At 65.3% G+C, this 18,908-nt stretch carries 11 protein-coding genes, 1 tRNA gene and 1 pseudogene; 11 read left to right on the top strand and 2 right to left on the bottom strand.

From position 1 onward, the window contains the following. Positions 1-61 precede the first annotated feature (61 nt). A complete protein-coding gene (locus tag TSA1_RS17785; RefSeq protein WP_174718952.1) occupies positions 62-2,287 on the top strand; it encodes an O-linked N-acetylglucosamine transferase family protein in 2,226 nt (741 codons plus the stop codon). Positions 2,288-2,444: 157 nt separating this feature from the next. Next, positions 2,445-4,682, top strand: coding sequence for an O-linked N-acetylglucosamine transferase, SPINDLY family protein (locus TSA1_RS17780; RefSeq protein WP_161497241.1), 2,238 nt, complete (start codon positions 2,445-2,447; stop codon positions 4,680-4,682). Between the two features lie 38 nt (positions 4,683-4,720). Here the strand turns inward: TSA1_RS17780 and TSA1_RS17775 are convergent, their stop codons facing one another. Beyond that, entirely contained in the window at positions 4,721-5,755 is a 1,035-nt protein-coding gene (locus tag TSA1_RS17775; RefSeq protein WP_100177492.1) for a cysteine synthase A, read from the bottom strand. A 724-nt stretch (positions 5,756-6,479) separates the two neighbouring features. Between TSA1_RS17775 and TSA1_RS17770 the strand changes: the two genes are divergently transcribed. From TSA1_RS17770 to TSA1_RS39735, 9 genes and pseudogenes are all read left to right on the top strand, one after another. Then, on the top strand, positions 6,480-7,931 hold the full coding sequence (locus TSA1_RS17770) for an efflux transporter outer membrane subunit (protein ID WP_245448327.1): 1,452 nt from the start codon (positions 6,480-6,482) through the stop codon (positions 7,929-7,931). Beyond that, the gene (locus TSA1_RS17765) at positions 7,921-9,336 is read left to right on the top strand and encodes an efflux RND transporter periplasmic adaptor subunit (protein WP_100177490.1); all 1,416 of its coding nucleotides are present in this window, start codon (positions 7,921-7,923) and stop codon (positions 9,334-9,336) included. Before TSA1_RS17770 ends, TSA1_RS17765 begins: the two co-directional genes overlap by 11 nt. A gap of 37 nt (positions 9,337-9,373) precedes the next feature. After that, positions 9,374-12,523 carry an efflux RND transporter permease subunit gene (locus TSA1_RS17760; RefSeq protein WP_100177489.1) on the top strand — a complete coding sequence of 1,050 codons (3,150 nt, stop codon included), beginning with the start codon at positions 9,374-9,376 and terminating at the stop codon, positions 12,521-12,523. Next, complete coding sequence (locus TSA1_RS17755; protein ID WP_100177488.1) at positions 12,523-15,627, top strand: efflux RND transporter permease subunit; 3,105 nt, start codon at positions 12,523-12,525, stop codon at positions 15,625-15,627. Before TSA1_RS17760 ends, TSA1_RS17755 begins: the two co-directional genes overlap by 1 nt. Positions 15,628-15,664: 37 nt before the next feature. After that, positions 15,665-16,399 (top strand): tRNA-uridine aminocarboxypropyltransferase, encoded by a 735-nt coding sequence (locus tag TSA1_RS17750; RefSeq protein ID WP_100177487.1) that lies wholly within the window; start codon positions 15,665-15,667, stop codon positions 16,397-16,399. 140 nt (positions 16,400-16,539) lie between these two features. Continuing rightward, positions 16,540-17,313, top strand: a complete 774-nt coding sequence (locus tag TSA1_RS17745; protein ID WP_245448325.1) for an ABC transporter permease — start codon at positions 16,540-16,542, stop codon at positions 17,311-17,313. A gap of 163 nt (positions 17,314-17,476) precedes the next feature. Continuing rightward, a pseudogene (locus TSA1_RS17740) lies at positions 17,477-18,082 on the top strand (ABC transporter ATP-binding protein); the annotation flags it as partial. 97 nt (positions 18,083-18,179) lie between these two features. Then, a tRNA-Cys gene (locus TSA1_RS17735) sits at positions 18,180-18,253 on the top strand. A gap of 189 nt (positions 18,254-18,442) precedes the next feature. Next, positions 18,443-18,589, top strand: a complete 147-nt coding sequence (locus TSA1_RS39735) for a hypothetical protein (RefSeq protein WP_174718951.1) — start codon at positions 18,443-18,445, stop codon at positions 18,587-18,589. 81 nt (positions 18,590-18,670) lie between these two features. Here the strand turns inward: TSA1_RS39735 and TSA1_RS17730 are convergent, their stop codons facing one another. Continuing rightward, on the bottom strand, positions 18,671-18,868 hold the full coding sequence (locus TSA1_RS17730; RefSeq protein WP_100177484.1) for a hypothetical protein: 198 nt from the start codon (positions 18,866-18,868) through the stop codon (positions 18,671-18,673). Positions 18,869-18,908: the final 40 nt, after the last annotated feature.

The raw sequence follows: 18,908 nt of genomic DNA, 5'->3' as shown, positions 1-18,908 counted from the left end.
CGGTCGGCGAGGCTCGCGAATCAGTTAGACTCTTGCGAGGGCATCCTCCGGAGAGATCACCTTGCAGAAGAGCGGCGGCGGCGCGCGTGCATTCCAGAACGCGCGATTGCAGAAGAAATTGATGAAGCAGGCCGACGCCGTGATGGCCGCTGCGGCGAACGCCTATGGCCAGGGCCGATACACCGAGACCGAGGCGCTGTGCCGGGAGATCCTGAAAGCCCTTCCGGATCATGTCGACGCCCTGCACCTGCTTGGCATGTGCGCCCATGATGGCCGGCGCCTTGAGGAGGCGAAAGAGCTGATCGAGCGCGTGATTGCGCTCGATCCGCGCCTGCACGATGCCCATAACAACCTCGCGACCGTGTACTTCGACCTCGGCAACTACGAAGAGGCACGGCGCTGCCAGGAGAGGGCGATCGCGCTGAAGCCGAATTTCGCCGTTGCGCTGACCAATCTCGGCAACACGCTGATGCATATGGGGCTGTACGAGCAGGCGCTCGAGATGCACGAGCGTGCCATCAAGATCAAACCGGATTATGCCGACGCGCTCTGCAATCGGGGCATGGTCGAGATCGTGCTCGGGCAGATCACGCGCGCCAAGGAGAGTTTCGATCGCGCCTTGCTGTTTCAGCCGCGTCACGCCGAGGCCATCGTCGGCAGCGGCATGGTCAGCATGGAGCTGCGGCACCACGAGGAGGCCGCAGCCAAGTTCGCCCAGGCGCTCGCGATCAAGCCGGGCGCGCCGCGCATCCTGGCGCAGCGCGGGCGGCTCAGCTACGAGCTGCAGCGCCTGCACGAGGCCCTTGCGGATTTCGATGCGGCGCTTGCGATTTCGCCCAAGCTCGAACTGGCGCTGCGGGGCAAGGCGCAAGTCTGCCTCGTCATGGGAAAGACCGCGCAGGCGATGGCGGCCGCGACGACCTTGATCGAGCGCAACCCGCGCTCCGAGATCGGGTTGGCGCTGCTGGGCTTCGCTTATTCGAACCAGGGAGAGATGGAATCTGCGATCGAATATCTCGATCGTGCGCTGGCGCTCCGACCGGACTATGGCGACGCGATCAGAGGCAAGATCTTCCTGCTGGACTACCTTGCGGAGGCGGATTTCGCGGTCCAGCAGGCTGTACGAAAGTCCTGGTGGGATGCGATCGGCTCTAGGATTCCGCAAAGGACGCTGCCGAAGCGGCCGCTGGATCCGGACAAGCGCATCGTGGTCGGATATGTCGCCGCGGAATTCCGGCAGCACTCGGCGGGACTCACCTTGCTGCCCGTGTTGCGCCATCATGATCACGCCAAGTTCAAGATCATCTGCTATTACTCTTGGCCGGGGGCGGACGAGTACACCGCCATGTTCAAGCAGATGGCGGACGTCTGGGTCGACGCTTGGCAGATGTCGGACGACGAACTCGCCGATCGTATTCAGGCCGACAATGTCGACATCCTGATCGACGTTTCCGGCCATACGACCGGCAACCGGCTGCAATGCTTCGCTCGGAAGCCGGCTCCGATCCAGGCCACCGGCTTCGGACACGCGACGGGCACGGGCATGCCGACCATGGATTACGTGCTCGCCGATCCCATCTTCATTCCGCCATCGGCGCGGCATTTGTTTCCGGAAAAGATCCACGATCTGCCGTGCCTGATCACGATGGAGCCGGTGACCAATCTGCAGCCTTCCGAGCTGCCGATGCTCCGCAACGGCTACGTCACCTTCGGCGTGTTCAACCGCATCTACAAGATCTCGGACGACGCGATCCGCGTGTGGTCGCGCATCATGCGGGAGGTGCCGGGATCGAAGATCGTCCTCAAGCATGGTTTGCTCGATGATCCCTTGCTGCGCGACAGCCTGGTCGCACGCCTCATCGCGCAGGGCATTGCGGAGGAGCGCATCACGTGCCTCGGCACCACCTCGCGCGAGGATCATCTGAAGGCCTTTGATCAGATCGACATTTCCCTCGACACGTTCCCGCAAAACGGGGGCATCAGCACCTGGGAGTCGCTCTACAAGGGCGTTCCCGTCGTCGCCAAGCTCGGCATTGGAGCCTCTTCGCGTGCCGGCGCCTCCATCGTGGGCGCCGTCGGTCTTGGCGACTGGGTCGCAGAGGATGACGACGGCTATGTCGAGATCGCCCGCAAATTTGCGTCGCAGCCCGAGTATCTGGCGAAATTGCGCGCGGGCTTGCCGGCCCAGATCGCAGCCTCGCCCGCCGGCAATGTCGAGATCTACACGCGCGAGCTCGAAGCGGGGTATCGCCAGTTCTGGCGCGATTACTGCAGCACGGCCTCGTGAAGCGGCGAGACTGCTGTCCGCGGGGCGGACGCACCTCGCGGTTCCTCAGCCGGATCTGGCGGTAGGCCCCCGGGGTACTCCGGATGGATTTGCCACCCCGCCGGTCGGCTGCGCGAATCAGCTAGACTCGCGGTGGGCCATCTTCCGGAGAGACATCTTGCAGAGCAGCGCCGGCGCGCGCGCATTCCAGAATGCGCGATTGCAGAAGAAACTGAAGAAGCAGGCCGACGCCATCATCTCCGCCGCGGCGAGTGCCTATGGCCAGGGTCGATATGCGGAGAGCGAGGCGCTTTGCCTTCAGATTGTGCAAGCCGTTCCGGATCATTTCGACGCCATGCATTTTCTCGGCCTCAGCGTGCAACAGCTCGGGCGCCTCGATGAGGCCCAGCGGCTGCTCGAGCGCGCCATCGCGATCGAGCCGCGTTCGCACGAGGCCCACAACAATCTCGCAGGCGTGCATCTGGCCCTTCAGAAATTCGACGCCGCCCGCGTCCATCTGGAAAAGGCGATCGCGCTGAAGCCAAACTTCGCGCCGGCCCTGGCCGGCCTCGGCAATACCTTGCTTCAGATGAACCTGCCTGAACAGGCCATCGAGCTGTACGACCGCGCCACCGCTCTGAAGCCCGACAATGCCGATGCACTCTGCAATCGTGGCCTGGCCGAGCTTGGGCTGCGCCAGCTTGATCGCGCCAGGCAGAGTTTCGAACGCGCGCTGTTGTTCCAGCCGCGAAACGTGGAGGCGCTCGTCGGCAAGGGTTTGGTCAATATCGAGCTCAAGAACTTCGACGAGGCAACGGGCGCGCTCGAGGCCGCGCTCGCGCTCAGGCCGGGTTCCGCGAAGATTCTGGCGAACCGCGGACGGCTCAATTTTGAGACGTCGAGGTTGGAACAGGCGATGGCGAATTTTGACGCGGCGCTTGCGATTTCGCCTCGGCTCGAGCTGGCATTGGAGGGGAAGGCGCAAGTCTCGCTCGCCATGGGAAATACGGCGCAGGCGATCCTGGCCTGCACCACTTTGCTGGAGGTAAATCCGGGCTCCGCGGTCGCGATGGCGCTGATGAGCGCTTGTTTTGCGAACCAGGGAGAGATCGCATCGGCCATCGAGCTGCTCGACGCTGCGCTGGCCATCGTGCCCGATGCCAGCTTGATCGGGCGAAAGATATTCTTCCTGGATTATCTCTCTGACGCCGATTTCGCGGTTCAGCAGGCCGCGCGAAAGCAGTGGTGGGACGCAATCGGCGCCAAATTGCCGCAAAGAAAGCTCGCACCCCGGCAGCTCGATCCCGACCGGCGGATCGTGATCGGCTATGTCGCGGCCGAGTTCTGGTACCACTCGGCGGGCTTCACGCTGTTGCCGGTGCTTGCCCATCACGACCACAACAAATTCCAGATCGTCTGCTATTCGTGCTCACCGGTCCGGGACGCGATGACCGCCAAATTCGAATCGCTGGCGGATGTCTGGGTCGAGGCCGGGCGGCTCACGGACGACCAGTTGGCCGATCGTATCGAGGCGGACAAGGTTGATATCCTGATCGACGTCTCCGGCCACACGACCGGCAACAGGCTCCATGTCTTCGCGCGCAAGCCGGCCCCCATTCAGGGCTCGGGTTTCGGACACGCGACCGGCACGGGCCTCAGGACCATGGACCATTTGCTCGCGGATCCGGTCTTCATTCCGGGATCGGCCCGGCATCTGTTCGCCGAAAAGGTCCACGATCTGCCGTGCCTGATCACGATCGATCCGATCCGGGACGTCCCGCCATCGGAGCTGCCGATGCTGCGCAACGGCTACGTCACCTTCGGCGTGTTCAACCGCATCTACAAGATTTCGGACGAGGCAATCCGGGTGTGGGCGCGCATCATGCGCGAATTGCCGGGATCGAGGATCGTCGTCAAGCATACCCTGCTCGACGATCCGCTGCTGCGCGATGGTTTGATTGCGCGCTTCGTGGCGCAGGGCATCGCGGAAGAGACCGTCACCTGCCTGGGCTCGACCCCGCGCCACGAGCATCTGCGCGCCTTTGCAGGGGTCGATATCTCCCTCGATACGTTCCCCCAAAACGGCGGCATCAGTACCTGGGAATCGCTCTATGCGGGCGTTCCGGTCGTGGCCAAGCTCGGCCACGGAGCCTCCTCACGTGCCGGCGGCTCCATCGTCGCAGCCGTCGGCCTCGGCGACTGGGTCGCTGAGAATGACGACGGCTATGTCGAGATTGCCCGCAAGTTTGCCTCGCAGCCCGAGCATCTGGCGAGCTTGCGCGCGGGCTTGCCGGCCCGGATCGCAGCCTCGGCGGCCGGCAATGTCGAGACTTACACGCGGGAGCTCGAAGCGGGTTACCGCCAATTCTGGCGCGACTATTGTGCCGCGGCCTCGGACCGCGGCGACGCGTGTTGAGCCGGATCAACCGGGCCGAGCCCGCAGCCCGGTGACGATCACACGAACGGCGGCTTGATGTTGCTGCGTTTCTCCAGCCATTCCGGCACCGGCAGGTTCTTGGCGCGCATGAAGTCCACGTTGAACAGTTTCGACTGATAGCGGCTGCCGGAATCGCACAGCACCGTGACGATCGTCTTGCCAGGCCCGAGTTGCTTGGCGAGACGCATCGCACCGACGATGTTGATGCCCGTCGAGCCGCCAAGGCAGAGACCTTCATGCTGGAGCAGCTCGTAGATCACGCTGACGGCGTCAGCGTCGGGAATGAGATAGGCGTCATCCACCTTCGCGGTCTCGACGATGGCGGTCGCACGGTTGAGGCCGATGCCTTCGGTGATCGAGCCGCCGGGCGTCGCCTTGGCATCGCCGGTCCTGAAATATTCGTACATGCCGGCGCCGTGCGGGTCGGCACAGGCGATCCGTACGTTCTTGTTCTTCTCCTTCAGGTAGCGGCTGGTACCGGCGAGCGTGCCGCCGCTGCCGACCGAGCAGACGAAACCGTCGATCTTGCCGCCGGTCTGCTCCCAGATCTCCGGCCCCGTGGATTCGTAATGCGCCTTGGCATTGTCGAGGTTGTTCCACTGGTCGGCGAACAGCACGCCGTTCGGCTCGGTCTTGCGCAGCTCGTCCGCAAGACGGCGGCCGACATGCTGGTAGTTGTTGGGATTGGCGTAAGGAAGGGCCGGCACCTCGATCAGCTCGGCGCCACACAGCTTCAGGAAGTCCTTCTTCTCCTGGCTCTGCGTCTCCGGGATCACGATCAGGGTGCGGTAGCCGCGCGCGCTGGCGACAACGGCAAGGCCGATGCCGGTGTTGCCGGCGGTCGCTTCCACCACGAGGCCGCCGGGCTTGAGCTCGCCGCGCTTCTCGGCCTCCAGGATCATCCATTTGCCGGCGCGGTCCTTGACCGACTGGCCGGGGTTCATGAACTCGGCCTTTCCGAGAATGGTGCAGCCGGTCAGTTCCGAGGCGCGCTTGAGCTTGATCAGCGGGGTGTTGCCGATGGCTTCGACAACGTCGTTTCGAATGGTCATGTCGGGGAAATCGCTTACCAAGGGGGTTGATCCGGTTGGCCAGAACCTAGTGCTTGGGACGCTAAAGGGGAAGGCTTTTGCGCTGCGGCGAAACCGACTGAAGCGCCTGTCCGACCAGCGATATTCTTGGAAAGCGCGACCGGCGATGATGCGCTCGGCCGCGAGGCGGGGTATCAGTAGGAGGAAATGACTGAACTCCGTCAGAGCACGGAAGATGATGGTCGTCGCCAGCCACTTCGCGACCGCTTTTTTCCAAGCAACGGTCGGGACGAGATCCGGAACGTGGATGGCTTCCTCTCGGCCATTGACGGCTTTGTGAGACGGCTCGGCCATCGGGAGCCGAAGGCGCGCCGAGCGTAATGTGGCGGGATGGAAGGCCCAGGTGCCGGTGTGGCAGCAATATCACATGAAATCTTGGTAAGCTTGCTTACGTCTCCCGGCGTTTTCAGAATGAGAGAAATATCTGCGAGACAAGCACCTTTTGAATTCTCGACCAACCGTTTCAGGTTCGCTGGCTTGGCCATCTCGCAACTGCGGCACTGTCCGGCAGTTCGGCACCCGGCTAGTATCAATGTCGAAGTTCCGCAGAAAGCATCACCACGGTGAACGCGTTGTCCAAAGCCCCCCGATCGTCCCGCCGCGAATCGGTTAATCCGGCTGCGCGGCGGCGGCTGGATCTGCCCGGCGGGGGGTGGATGTGACACAGCATGTTCCGGCGATCGCCATGCGGCGGTCTGTGGGGTCTGCATCCCGGACGCTGCGCGCGGCGCGCTGGCTTGCGGTGTTGTGCCTCGCCGCCGGGTCGGGTGCCTGCGTGCTGACCCAGGATCTTCCTGATCCCGCGCTCGACGTTCCCACGCAGTACAAATACGCCGGCAAGGGCGATGCGCCGCCGTCGCTGGATTGGTGGCGCGGCTTCCGGTCCAGGGAGCTGACGCAGCTGATGGAAGAGGCCCAGACCGTCAACCTCGACATCGCCGCCGCCGTCGCGCGCATCGTCCAGGCCGACGCGCAGGCGCGGCAGGCGGGCGCGGCGCTACTGCCGACCTTGTCCGGCACCGGGCAGGAGACCTATTCGCGCACCTCCGGCTCCTCCGCTTCAGGGCTCACCAATGGTGGCCGCGAGGTCGTCAACTACCAGGCATCGCTGAGCGCGAGCTACCAGCTCGACTTCTGGGGTCAGAACCGCGATGCGCTGCAGACGGCCGAGGAGACTGCGAACGCCAACCGCTTCGATCGCGACACCGTCGCGCTGACGACGCTCGCCAGCGTCGCCAATGCCTATTTCCAGGTGCTGGCCGCGCAGGACCGCATCAGGACCTCGCAGCGGAACATCGCGAGCGCGCAGCGCATCCTCGATGCCGTGAGGGAACGCCGCAAGGCCGGTACCGGCACCGATCTCGACGTTGCCCAGCAGGAGAGCGTGCTTGCCAATCAGAAGGCTCTGGTGCCGCCGCTGCGCCAGACGCTCGACCAGAACAGGAATGCGCTCGCCGTGCTGGTGTCGCGGCCGCCGGAAAGCGTGCGCATCGACGGCGGCTCGCTGAACAACGTGGCCATCCCGCGCGTCACGCCCGGCCTGCCGTCGGAGATATTGACGCAGCGGCCCGACATCCGCCGGCAGGAAGCGCAGCTCGCCTCGGCGACCGCGAACATCGGCAATGCCCGCGCACAGTTCTTTCCGACCATTCAGCTCACCGGCAACGGCGGCTACCAGAGTTCGGCGCTGGTGTCGCTGTTCCAGCCGCATGCGGCGTTCTTCCAACTCGTCGGCAGCGCGACGCAGCCGATCTTCGACGGCGGCAAGATCCTCGGCAATTTCGAGTTCGCCAAGGCGCGGCAGGACGAGTTGCTCCAGACCTACCGCAAGACCATCGTCCAGGCGTTCACCGACGTCGACAATGCGCTGTTCTCGATCAGGCAGACCACGATCAAGCTGCAATTGCAGCGCGATGTGCTCAACGCCTCGAGGCGCGCCTTCGATCTGTCCGAGCAGCAATTGCGGGCCGGCACCGCCGACATCGTGACCGTGCTCAACACCCAGCTCACCCTGTTCACGGCGGAGGATGCGCTGTCGCAGGCCCAACTCGCACGGCTTCTCGCCATCGTCAGCCTGTATCAGGCGCTCGGCGGCGGCTGGGAGCCGCGTATGGAGAAACCGGTCAATGCTCTTTAAGCCGGATAGCAAGCAAGGCGCGGAAGAGGGGACGGCGAGAAAGTCGCGCGGCCGCGGCTTCATCATGACCGTGATCACGCTGGCGATCCTCGGCGGCCTGTTCTATCTCGGCTGGACCGTCACGCATCAGCAGCAGGCGAACAACCGCAACAACCAGCGGCTCGATCTGCCGGTGCCCGTGCTGGCGGCAAGCCCGCGGGTGCAGGACGTTCCGGTCTATCTCGACGGCGTCGGCGCGATCCGCGCGCTCAATACCGTGACCGTCCGCTCGCAGGTCGACGGCAAGCTGATCGCCGTGAACTTCACGGAAGGCCAGGACGTCAAGAAGGGCGACGTGCTCGGCGAGATCGATCCGGCACTCTACCAAGCCACTTATGATCAGGCCGTCGCCAAGAAGGCGCAGGATCAGGCCCAGCTCGCCAACCAGCGCATCGACCTGACGCGCTACGAGCAGCTCGCTGCCTCCAACGCCGGCTCCAAGCAGCAGGCCGATACCCAGCGCGCGCTGGTCGCGCAGACCGAGGCGCTGGTCAAGGCCGATCAGGCTGCCATCGACAACGCGGCGGCGACGCTGAGCTACACCAAGATCGTTGCGCCGATCTCGGGGCGCGCCGGCCTGCGCCAGGTCGACCAGGGCAACATCATCCACGCCTCCGACACCACGGGGCTCGTGGTGATCACGCAATTGCAGCCGATCGCGGTGTGGTTCAGCCTGCCGCAGCAGCAGATCATGCGCGTCAATGCGGCCGCGGCGAAGGGCGCGCTCGCGGTCGACGTGTTCGGCAATGACGGCGTCACGGTGGTCGACACCGGCAAGCTCACCGGCATCGACAATCAGGTCGACCAGACCACCGGCACGCTCAGGCTCAAGGCGGAATTTCCCAACGCCAATTACCAGCTCTGGCCCGGCCAGTTCGTCAATGTTCGCCTCAAGGTCGAGACCCTGACGCAGGCGCTGGTGGTGCCGACATCGGCCGTGCAGCGCGGTCCGATCGGGACCTTCAGCTATGTCATCGGCGAGGACAATATCGTCTCGGCCAAGCCCGTGACGGTGACCCAGCAGAACGAGCATGACGCCGTCATCGCCAGCGGCCTATCGGCGAGCGACAGGGTCGTCACCACGGGCTTTGCCAATCTGTCCGACGGCTCCAAGGTCATCATCGGCCGCGACGACCAGACCCCGTCGGCCGATCTTGCCCCGCGCAAACGCTCCCGCGGGCCGGACGCCCAGAAGAAGGATGGCGCCAAGGACGGTCAGAAGGACGGCCAGAAAGACGGGCAGGGCGGGGCTGGCGAGTTCCGCGCCAAGCGGAGCGGCATCGAGGGCGACCAGAAGGGACAGACCGGGCCGGCTGCAGGACCTTCCCCAGCACCGGCCGCGGGCAGTGGAGCCAAGCAGCCATGATCCCGACAACAGCCGCTTGATGCGGCAGGCATAACCCATGGGTGTCTCCGAACCCTTCATCCGCCGCCCGATCGCGACCTCGCTGCTCGGGATCGCGCTTCTGATCGGCGGCCTGCTGGGCTATTTCGCGCTGCCGGTCTCGGCGCTGCCGCAGGTCGATTTCCCGACCGTGCAGGTGACGACGCAGCTTCCGGGCGCGAGCCCCGACGTGATCGCCTCGCTGATCACCGCGCCGCTGGAGCGGCAGCTCGGCCAGATCCCGTCGCTGTCGGCGATGAACTCGACGAGCTCGTTCGGTGTCAGCCAGATATCGCTGCAGTTCGATCTCAACCGCGACATCGACGGCGCCACCCAGGACGTGCAGGCCGCGATCAATGCCGCGGCGGGCGTGCTGCCCAAGACGCTGCCTTATCCGCCGACCTACGCCAAGGTGAACCCGGCCGATGCGCCGGTCATGACGCTGGCGCTGCGCTCCGACACCATCTCGCTGCGGGTGATGAGCGACATCGCAGACACCATCCTGGCGCAACGCCTCAGCCAGATTTCCGGCGTCGGACGCGTCGCGGTGCTCGGCGGCCTGAAGCCGGCCGTACGCATCCAGGCCGATCTGGCGCGGCTCGCCGCCTACGGCATCGCCATGGAGGATTTGCGCACCGCGATCGCCAACGCCAACGTCTCGGGTCCGAAGGGCTCGCTCGATGGCGCGCAGCAATCCTACATCATCGCGGCCAACGACCAGATCGCTGCGGCCGAGGCCTACAAGCCCGTCATCATCGCCTATCGCAACGGTTCGCCCGTCACTATCGCCGACGTCGCCCAGATCGTCGATGGCCTGGAGAACGACCGTACCGGCGGCTGGTACCAGGGCACGCCGGCCGTCATCATCGACATCCAGCGCCAGCCCGGCGCCAATGTGATCGACGTCGTCAGTCAGATCCGTGCCGAAATCCCCAAGCTGCAGCGCGCGATTCCGGCAGGGGTGAACCTCACCATCGTCTCCGACCGCACCGTGACGATCCGTGCCTCGGTTCACGACGTGCAGTTCACGCTGGTCCTTGCCGTCGTGCTGGTGACCTTGGTGGTGCTGCTGTTCCTGCGCTCGATCCGCGCCACCATAATCGCGGGCGTGGCGCTGCCGCTGTCGCTGATCACCAGCTTCGGCATCATGTATTTCGCCGGTTTCAGCCTCGACAATCTGTCGCTGATGGCGCTGACGATCGGCACCGGCTTCGTCGTCGACGACGCCATCGTCATGATCGAGAACATCGTGCGCCATATGGAGAACGGCGACGGCCCGATGGAAGCCTCGCTGAAGGGCGCCAGCGAGATCGGCTTCACCGTGATCTCGCTCACGGTGTCGCTGATCGCGGTCTTCATCCCGCTGCTGTTCATGTCGGGACTCGTGGGGCGCATGTTCCGCGAGTTCGCGCTCACACTGACGATCGCGGTCGTGACCTCGGCCGTGGTCTCGCTGACGCTGACGCCGATGATGTGCTCGCGCCTGCTCAAGCACGCCCATGAGGAGCTGGCGGTGCCGGGACTGGCTGCGATCAGCCGCTTCATCGACCGCACTGTCGAAGCGTACCACCGCACGCTGCTGGTGGTTTTGCAGCACCAGCGCACCACGCTGGTCGTGACCTTCGCGACGCTGATCGCGACGCTCGTTCTCTACGTCGTCGCGCCAAAGGGCTTCCTGCCGCTGCAGGACACCGCCTCGATCACGGCGGTGACGGAGGCGGGGCCGGACGTGTCGTTCGCGGAGATGCAGAAACGACAGGCCGAGGCGGCGGGCGCCATCAAGGCCGATCCCGACGTGGTCGGCGTGGTCTCGGTGATCGGTGCAGGCTCGGTCAATCCGACCACCAATGTCGGCCGGCTCGTCATGACCTTGAAACCGCGCGGCGAGCGGCGTGACGATGTCGCGGCCGTCATTGTCAGGCTGAAGGAGCGGGTCTCGGGCATCCCCGGCATGACCGTCTATTTCCAGCCGGTGCAGGACGTGCAGATCTCGACCCAGTCGAGCCGCTCGCAATACCAGTACACGCTGACCGGCACCGATGCGGCGCTGGTGTCGGAGTGGGCCCGCAAGCTGATTGCGGAGATGCGACGCGATCCCCTGTTCCGCGACGTCTCCTCGGAGGCGCAGGAGGGCGGATTGCGGGCGCAGCTCGACGTCGACCGCACCCGCGCCGGCCAGCTCGGTGTGAGCCTGCAAGGCATCACCGACACGCTCAACGACGCCTTTGCGCAGCGCCAGATTTCGACCATCTACGGCCAGGCCAACCAGTACCGCGTGGTGCTGGAGGCGCTGCCGATGTATCAGCGCGATCCCTCGATCCTGTCGAAGCTGTATTTGCCGGGGGCGGCGAGCGCGACCGCCGGCGCACCCAACGCACAGGTGCCATTGTCGGCCGTGGCGACGCTCAAGCGCACCACGGCGCCGCTCGCGATCTCGCACCAGGCGCAATTCCCGTCGGTGTCGCTCAGCTTCAATCTCGCGCCGGGCGCCGCGCTCGGCGATGCCGTCGACGCCGTGAAGACGATCGAGACGCGGATCGGCATGCCCAACAACATCGTCGGCGTCTATGCCGGCGACGCCGCCGAATTCGCCAAGGCGTTGGCCGGCCAGCCCTGGCTTCTGCTCGCAGCCGTGATCACGATCTACATCGTGCTCGGGGTGCTCTACGAGAGCTACATCCACCCGATCACCATCCTGTCGACGCTGCCCTCGGCCGGCGTCGGCGCCATCCTGGCGCTGGTGCTGTGCGGGCAGGACCTCTCGGTCATCGGCCTGATCGGCATCATCCTCTTGATGGGCATCGTCAAGAAGAACGCGATCATGATGATCGACTTCGCGCTGGAGGCCGAGCGCCGGCAGGGCATGTCGCCCAACGATGCCATCGTACAGGCCTGCCTGCTGCGCTTCCGCCCGATCATGATGACGACGCTGGCGGCGCTGTTCGGCGCGCTGCCGCTCGCGATCGAGAGCGGCACCGGCGCCGAGCTGCGCTTTCCGCTCGGCATCTCCATCATCGGCGGCCTGCTGCTGAGTCAGCTGCTGACGCTCTACACCACGCCTGTGATCTATCTCGCGCTCGACCGCATCAACCGCCGGCTCGAGCAGGCGCTGCCGCCGGCCGAATCCGGTGGCCCGCCAGTAGCCGGCGCGACCGAGGGGATGCAGTGATGGCATCGATCTCGGAGCCCTTCATCCGCCGCCCGGTCGCAACCACGCTGCTGTCGATCGGGTTGTTCCTGCTGGGTGTGGTCGCCTACGAGTTCCTGCCCGTCGCTTCGGTCCCGAACGTCGACTTCCCCGCCATCTTCGTCTCGGCCAGCCGGCCCGGCGCCGACCCCTCGGTGATGGCGGCGACGGTGGCGTCCCCGCTGGAGCGGCGTCTCGGCGAGATATCAGGCATCAACCAGATCACCTCGACCTCGACGCTCGGCAACACCAGCATCCAGCTCCAGTTCGACATCGGCCGCAACATCGACAAGGCCGCGCGCGACGTGCAGGCGGCGATCAATGCCGCGATGGTCGACCTGCCGAGCGACCTGCCGACGCTGCCGCGCTTCCGCAAGGCCAATACGGCCGGCGCGCCGATCTACGTGCTGGCGTTGACCTCCAAGACGATCTCTTCGGCCGCGATCTACGACGTCGCCGACAGCGTGCTGGCGCAACGCATCTCGCAGGTGCCGGGGGTCGGCAACGTGGCGATCTCCGGCGCCGACCAGCCGGCCGTGCGGGTCCAGCTCAATCCCGTCGCGCTGTCCAACGCCGGTATCGCCACCGACGACGTGCGGACCGCCATCATCAACGCCAATCCCCTCGGCCCGGTCGGCATCTTCAATGGCGAGCGCCAGAGCGAGACGCTGTCGCTGAACAAGCAGATGCGCAGCGCGAAAGAGTTCCGCGACATCGTCATCAAGAGCTCGAACGGCAATTTCGTGCGGCTGTCGGACGTCGCCGAGATCGAGGATTCCGTCCGCAACGCCCGGTCGATCGCCTGGTTCAACAAGCAGCCTGCCGTGCTGATCCAGATCACCAAGCAGGGCGATGCCAACGTCATCGACGTCGTCGACCGGGTGAAGGCGCTGATCCCCGAGCTGAAGCAGTGGATTCCGGCCGGCGTCGAGATCTCGACCCTGGTCGACCGCACCGGCACGATCCGCGCCAGCGTGCTCGACATGCAATGGACATTGCTGGCGACCGCGGTCCTGGTGATGGTCGTGGTGTTCGTGTTCCTGCGCAGGCTGACGCCGACGATCGCGGCCGGCATCTCGGTGCCGCTGGCGCTCGCCGGCACCTGCGCCGGCATGTGGGTCGCGGGCTTTTCCATCGACAATCTGTCGCTGATGGCGCTTGCGATCTCCGTCGGCTTCGTGGTCGACGACGCCATCGTCATGATCGAGAACATGTACCGCAATCTCGAGCATGGCATGCGGCCGTTCCAGGCGGCGCTGGAGGGTGCGAAGCAGATCGGCTTCACCGTGGTCTCGATCAGCCTGTCGCTGATCGCAGCATTCACGCCGCTGATCTTCATGGACGGAATCGTCGGGCGTCTCTTGCGCGAATTCTCGCTGACGCTGACCTTCGCCATCCTGGTCTCGACGCTGGTGTCGCTCACGGTCACACCGATGATCTGCGCGCACTACATCCACCAGGCCACGTCCGGAACGGCGACGCTGTTCGATCGCATCGTCGAGGGTTCGCTGTCGCGCATCGTCTCCTTCTACGCGAGAACCTTGCGCACCGTGCTGGACTACCCGCTGGCGACGCTGCTGGTGTTCTTCGCCACCATCGGCCTCACCGTGACGCTCTACATCAAGGTCCCCAAGGGCTATTTCCCGACCGACGATTCCGGCTTCGTGATCGGGGCGACGCGCGCCTCGGCCGACATCTCGTTCCAGTCGATGCTCGGTCTCCAGCAACGGCTCGCCGACATCGTGATGAAGGATCCGGCGGTGGCCGGCATCGGCTCGACCGTCGGCGCCGGAGGCGGGCCGGGGGGAGCGACCTCGAACCGCGGTATCATGTACATCAGCTTGAAGCCGCCGGAGGAGCGCGACCACGTCTCGACCGAGGTCGTGATCGATCGTCTGCGGCGCGCGCTGTATCCGGTGGCCGGCATCCGCCTCTTCATGTTCGCCGCCCAGGACGTCCGTGCCGGCGGCCGGCAGAGCGATTCAGACTACCAGTACACGCTGACCAGCACCGACCTCAGTCTGCTGCAGAAATGGGCGCCGATCGTCGCCAAGCGCATGGAGAGCGTCGAGGGCATCACCGACATCTCCAGCGACCGCGACCCCGGCGGGCTTCAGCTCACCCTGAACATCGATCGCCAGAAGGCGTCGGCACTCGGCGTCCGGGTTCAGGACATCGACAATGCGCTGAACAACGCCTTCTCGCAGCGGCAGATCTCGATCATCTACACCCAGCGCAACCAGTACATGACCGTGCTGGAGATCGACCCGAAATTCCAGGTCGATCCCTCAAACCTCGATCGCATCTATGTCGCGGGCGCGGGCGACGCGCAGGTGCCGCTGTCGGCCGTGGTGCATGCGAGCCGCGGACTCGCCGCGCTTGCGGTCTATCACTCGCAATCGTTCCCCTCGACCACAGTGTCGTTCAACCTCATACCGAACGTGCAGCTTCAGGCGGCGACGCAGAACATCCAGCGGGCGGTCGAGGAACTGCACATGCCCGAAGGCATCCGCGGCAGCTTCGACGGCAATGCCGGCGACTTCGCCAAGACCAGCGGCCGCCAGCCGCTGCTGATTCTCGGCGCGCTGGTGGCGATGTATATCGTGCTCGGCGTGCTCTATGAGAGCCTCGCCCATCCGCTCACGATCATCTCGACACTGCCGTCGGCCGGATTAGGCGCGCTGCTCGCCTTGCAGCTCACCAACACGCCGCTGACGGTGATCGCCTTCGTCGGCATCATCCTCCTGATCGGCATCGTCAAGAAGAACGGCATCATGATGGTGGATTTCGCGCTCGAGGCCGAACGCCAGCGCGGCCTGTCGTCGGCGGAGGCGATCTTCGAGGCCTGCCAGGCACGCTTCCGCCCGATCCTGATGACGACCATGGCGGCGCTGTTCGCCGGCATCCCGCTGGTGGTGGCAACCGGCCCCGGCACGGAGCTGCGGCGTCCGCTCGGCATCACCATCATCGGTGGCCTGTTCGTCTCGCAGATCCTGACCCTCTACACCACGCCGGTCATCTACCTCCTGATCGACCGCCTGCGGCGGCGGCCGGCGCCGCGTCCGCTACCGGCACCGGCGGAATAGGTTGTTGAAGCCGCGCTTCGAGCGTATAGCGGCGCCCATGTCGAACCCGCCAGAAACCGCCGCCGTCGCCGATCCGATCCCGGAGTGCCCTCACTGCCAGAAGCCGATGCCGCTGTGCATCTGCGACAGCGTCACGCCGATCGAAAACCGGCTGTCGCTGCTGATCCTCCAGCACCCGCAGGAGCAGGACAGGGCGCTCGGCACCGCGCGCCTGCTCGCCCGGCATTTCGCCGACGCCACCGTGCGGGTCGGCTTGTCCTGGCCGAGCCTGTCCAAGGCGCTGGGACGCCCGGTCGAAAATGCCGCGCGCTGGGCCGTGCTCTATCTCGGCTCGGCACGCGCCGCCGACCTCGAGGCGGAAGCCGAGATCATCGCGCTCAACCGCAAGGGCGAGATCGCGGAGAACCAGCGCGCGATCCTCGGCAAGCTCGAAGGCGTCGTGCTGCTCGACGGCACCTGGAGCCAGGCCAAGGCGCTGTGGTGGCGCAATCCCTGGATGCTCAAATGCCAGCGCGTCATCCTCAACCCCGCGCACCCTTCGCGCTATGGGCGTCTGCGCAAGGAGCCGCGCCGCGACGGGCTCTCGACCATCGAGGCCGCGGCAACTGTCCTGGCCGGCCTCGAGCGGCGTCCCGATATCGCCGAGACGCTGCATGCGAGTTTTGAACGGCTGTTAACACGCTATCGCGAGGTTCAGGCCGAGATGCCGGAACTCGCGCCGAAGCCTGCCCCAAAGGGCCGGCGCGACTTCCGACGACGCAAACGAGCCTGACTTCGGCCCAACTCGTCCGTACGGTCGATTGCGCCGCAAGGCGCGGGCGTCTAGAGACCATCGGCCGGTCGTGGCCGATCTGCTGTCCTGGTGCGGCATCGGCGCGTGGCAACCGAAGGGGCAGTCGAATTCAGCTCGCAGTGAAGGAAATTCTGACGCAGGCGGCGCGGCCCGATCGTTGGGGCACGCTCGCGCTGATGGACATTTCGCTGCGTTATCGGCGGACCGTGATCGGCCCGCTCTGGATCACGCTGACGCTCGCCGCCACGATCGCAAGCGTCGGCACGGTCTATGCCGCATTGTTCAAGCAGGACATCGCGACCTTCCTGCCGTCCTTCGCGGTCGGCCTGATCGTCTGGACCCTGATCGCGACGACGCTCCAGGAGGGGTCCAACATCTTCGTGGCATCCGGTCATCTCATCAAAGCGGTGCCGGCACCACTGATCGTTCACGTCCTGCAGATGATCACGCGCAACGTCCTCATCTTCGCGCATCATTTGGTGATTGTCGCGCTGCTTTACGTCGTGATGCCCTGGCCGCTGCACTGGAGCATGCTGGTCGTGGTGCCCGGCTTTGCGATCTTGTTTCTCGCGCTGCTCGGTGGCGCGGTCGTGCTCGGCATGCTGTGCGCGCGTTTTCGCGACATCGGTTCGGCGATCGTCAGCGGGCTGCAATTCGTCTTCTTCCTCACCCCGATCATTTGGACCGAGGACAGCGTGCGCGGCACCTCGTTTCACTGGCTGACATCGGTCAATCCGTTCGCGACGCTGCTCGATCTCGTACGCCGTCCGCTGCTGTCGCAGCCGACCGATGCGCAGCAATGGCTGCTCGGGATGGTCTACGCGATCGCCTTGGTCGCCATCGCATTCTGCTGCTACGCAAAATATCGCCATCGCGTGGCGTATTGGCTGTGATGCGCGCATGACGGCCACGGCCCACATCGTACTTCGCGACGTCTCGGTCACGTTCCCGGTGCTGACGTTCCGCGACCGATCGCTGCGCAGCCGGTTCGTCAGTGCCGTGACGCTGCGCCGGAAGCCGGCGGTCTCGCACATCGTCACGGCGCTGAACGGGATCAGTCTCGATATCCGCGCCGGCGATCGCCTCGCCATCATTGGCGCCAACGGCGCCGGCAAGACCACGCTGCTGCGGGTTCTCGCCGGCATCTACCACCCGACGGCCGGGAGCATCGACGTGCTCGGCCGCTGCCTGTCGCTGTTCGACCTGTCGGCCGGGTTCGATGAGGAAGCGACCGGCTACGAGAACATCATGCGGCGGGGCCTCGTGATCGGCGCGCGGCGTGCCGAGATCGACGCGCGGCGCGCCGAGATCGCCGAATTCACCGAGCTCGGCGACCGGCTCGACCTGCCGCTGCGCACCTATTCCAGCGGGATGATGTTGCGCCTGATCTTCGCGGTCGCAACCGCGGTCGAAGGCGAGATCGTGCTGCTCGACGAATGGATCGGCGTCGGCGACCAGCGATTCCGCAAGAAGGCGCGGCAGCGGCTGGACGAGATCGTCGCCCGCGCCGGCATCCTGGTGCTTGCCTCACATGACATCGAGCTGATCCAGAGCACCTGCAACCGGGCGATCCTGCTGGAGCAGGGCAGGATCATCGCGGCCGGCGCAACCGATGCGATTCTCGCGCAATATCTGGCGGGGTCCGGCGCGAAGAAGGCGTAGCGGTTCGAAGGATCCCCCGGACCGGGCAGGCTCCAGCCAAAATCGGCGAAGGCGGTTGCCTAACCCGTTGATCCCCTATATTGGTCCGCCCTTACGGGGCCACGTGGCGGAGTGGTTACGCGCCGGTCTGCAAAACCGTTTACTCGGGTTCGAGTCCCGACGTGGCCTCCATCATAAATATCTGATTTTTCAACGAAATTAGATTCCGGGCGTCTTCCGATGGGCGCGCCGGCGAGGCTCGCCGCGTGGTGCCCCCCGGGTTTGCCCGGGGCTGGCTGGAAACCCCCGATTCACGCCCGTTGGCATACACTTCGCATCTGCGAAGTGATGCGACTGACATCAACAAGCGCTGGAGCACCCGTGGGCGACATCGTCCGATTTGTCCCGAAGTCCGAGCTGGAGCGGGCTCGCCTCATCCGCGAGGCCCGTGCGATCTATGACAGCATCTTTCCATCGGCCGTACCCGACCGGGTGCCGCAGGATGGCGAGGAACGCGCCAAGACCTGATTGTCGCGGCGCCGGGTTTCACACAGCGCCTACGGCAAAACGCCGGAGAGGCGGGCGCTACGGCTCACCGTGAAAGCGGCCTCAGCTGGCCGCGTACCAGCCATCGGGGAACGGCAGGAGGGGCCAGGCGCCCTCGTTGTCATTGGCGGCCTTGGGCGTCGCGTCAAAACTCCACGAGCGGGGCACGAATTCCTCCTCCGGCGCGGGAGCCAAGTCTTCAATGACCATGGCGTCCCGGACGGCATCCAGCAGCAGATTGAATTCGGCTTCGCTTCTCATCGCACCCTCGCAGAACGCAGACGGCGCAATGTCGCAAGGC

Source organism: Bradyrhizobium nitroreducens (assembly GCF_002776695.1).
Lineage (GTDB): Bacteria > Pseudomonadota > Alphaproteobacteria > Rhizobiales > Xanthobacteraceae > Bradyrhizobium > Bradyrhizobium nitroreducens.
The sequence above is the reverse complement of the archived record's forward strand: the minus strand, read 5'-3'. Positions and strand labels throughout refer to the sequence as shown.

Bases quoted from the DNA above. Each gene is read 5' to 3' on its own strand.
- TSA1_RS17760 (WP_100177489.1), top strand. From the start codon at position 9,374: ATGGGTGTCTCCGAACCCTTCATCCGCCGCCCGATCGCGACCTCGCTG.
- TSA1_RS17755 (WP_100177488.1), top strand. From the start codon at position 12,523: ATGGCATCGATCTCGGAGCCCTTCATCCGCCGCCCGGTCGCAACCACG.
- TSA1_RS17730 (WP_100177484.1), bottom strand. From the start codon at position 18,868: ATGAGAAGCGAAGCCGAATTCAATCTGCTGCTGGATGCCGTCCGGGAC.
- TSA1_RS17775 (WP_100177492.1), bottom strand. From the start codon at position 5,755: ATGACCATTCGAAACGACGTTGTCGAAGCCATCGGCAACACCCCGCTG.
- TSA1_RS17765 (WP_100177490.1), top strand. From the start codon at position 7,921: ATGCTCTTTAAGCCGGATAGCAAGCAAGGCGCGGAAGAGGGGACGGCG.
- TSA1_RS17750 (WP_100177487.1), top strand. From the start codon at position 15,665: ATGTCGAACCCGCCAGAAACCGCCGCCGTCGCCGATCCGATCCCGGAG.
- TSA1_RS17770 (WP_245448327.1), top strand. From the start codon at position 6,480: ATGCGGCGGTCTGTGGGGTCTGCATCCCGGACGCTGCGCGCGGCGCGC.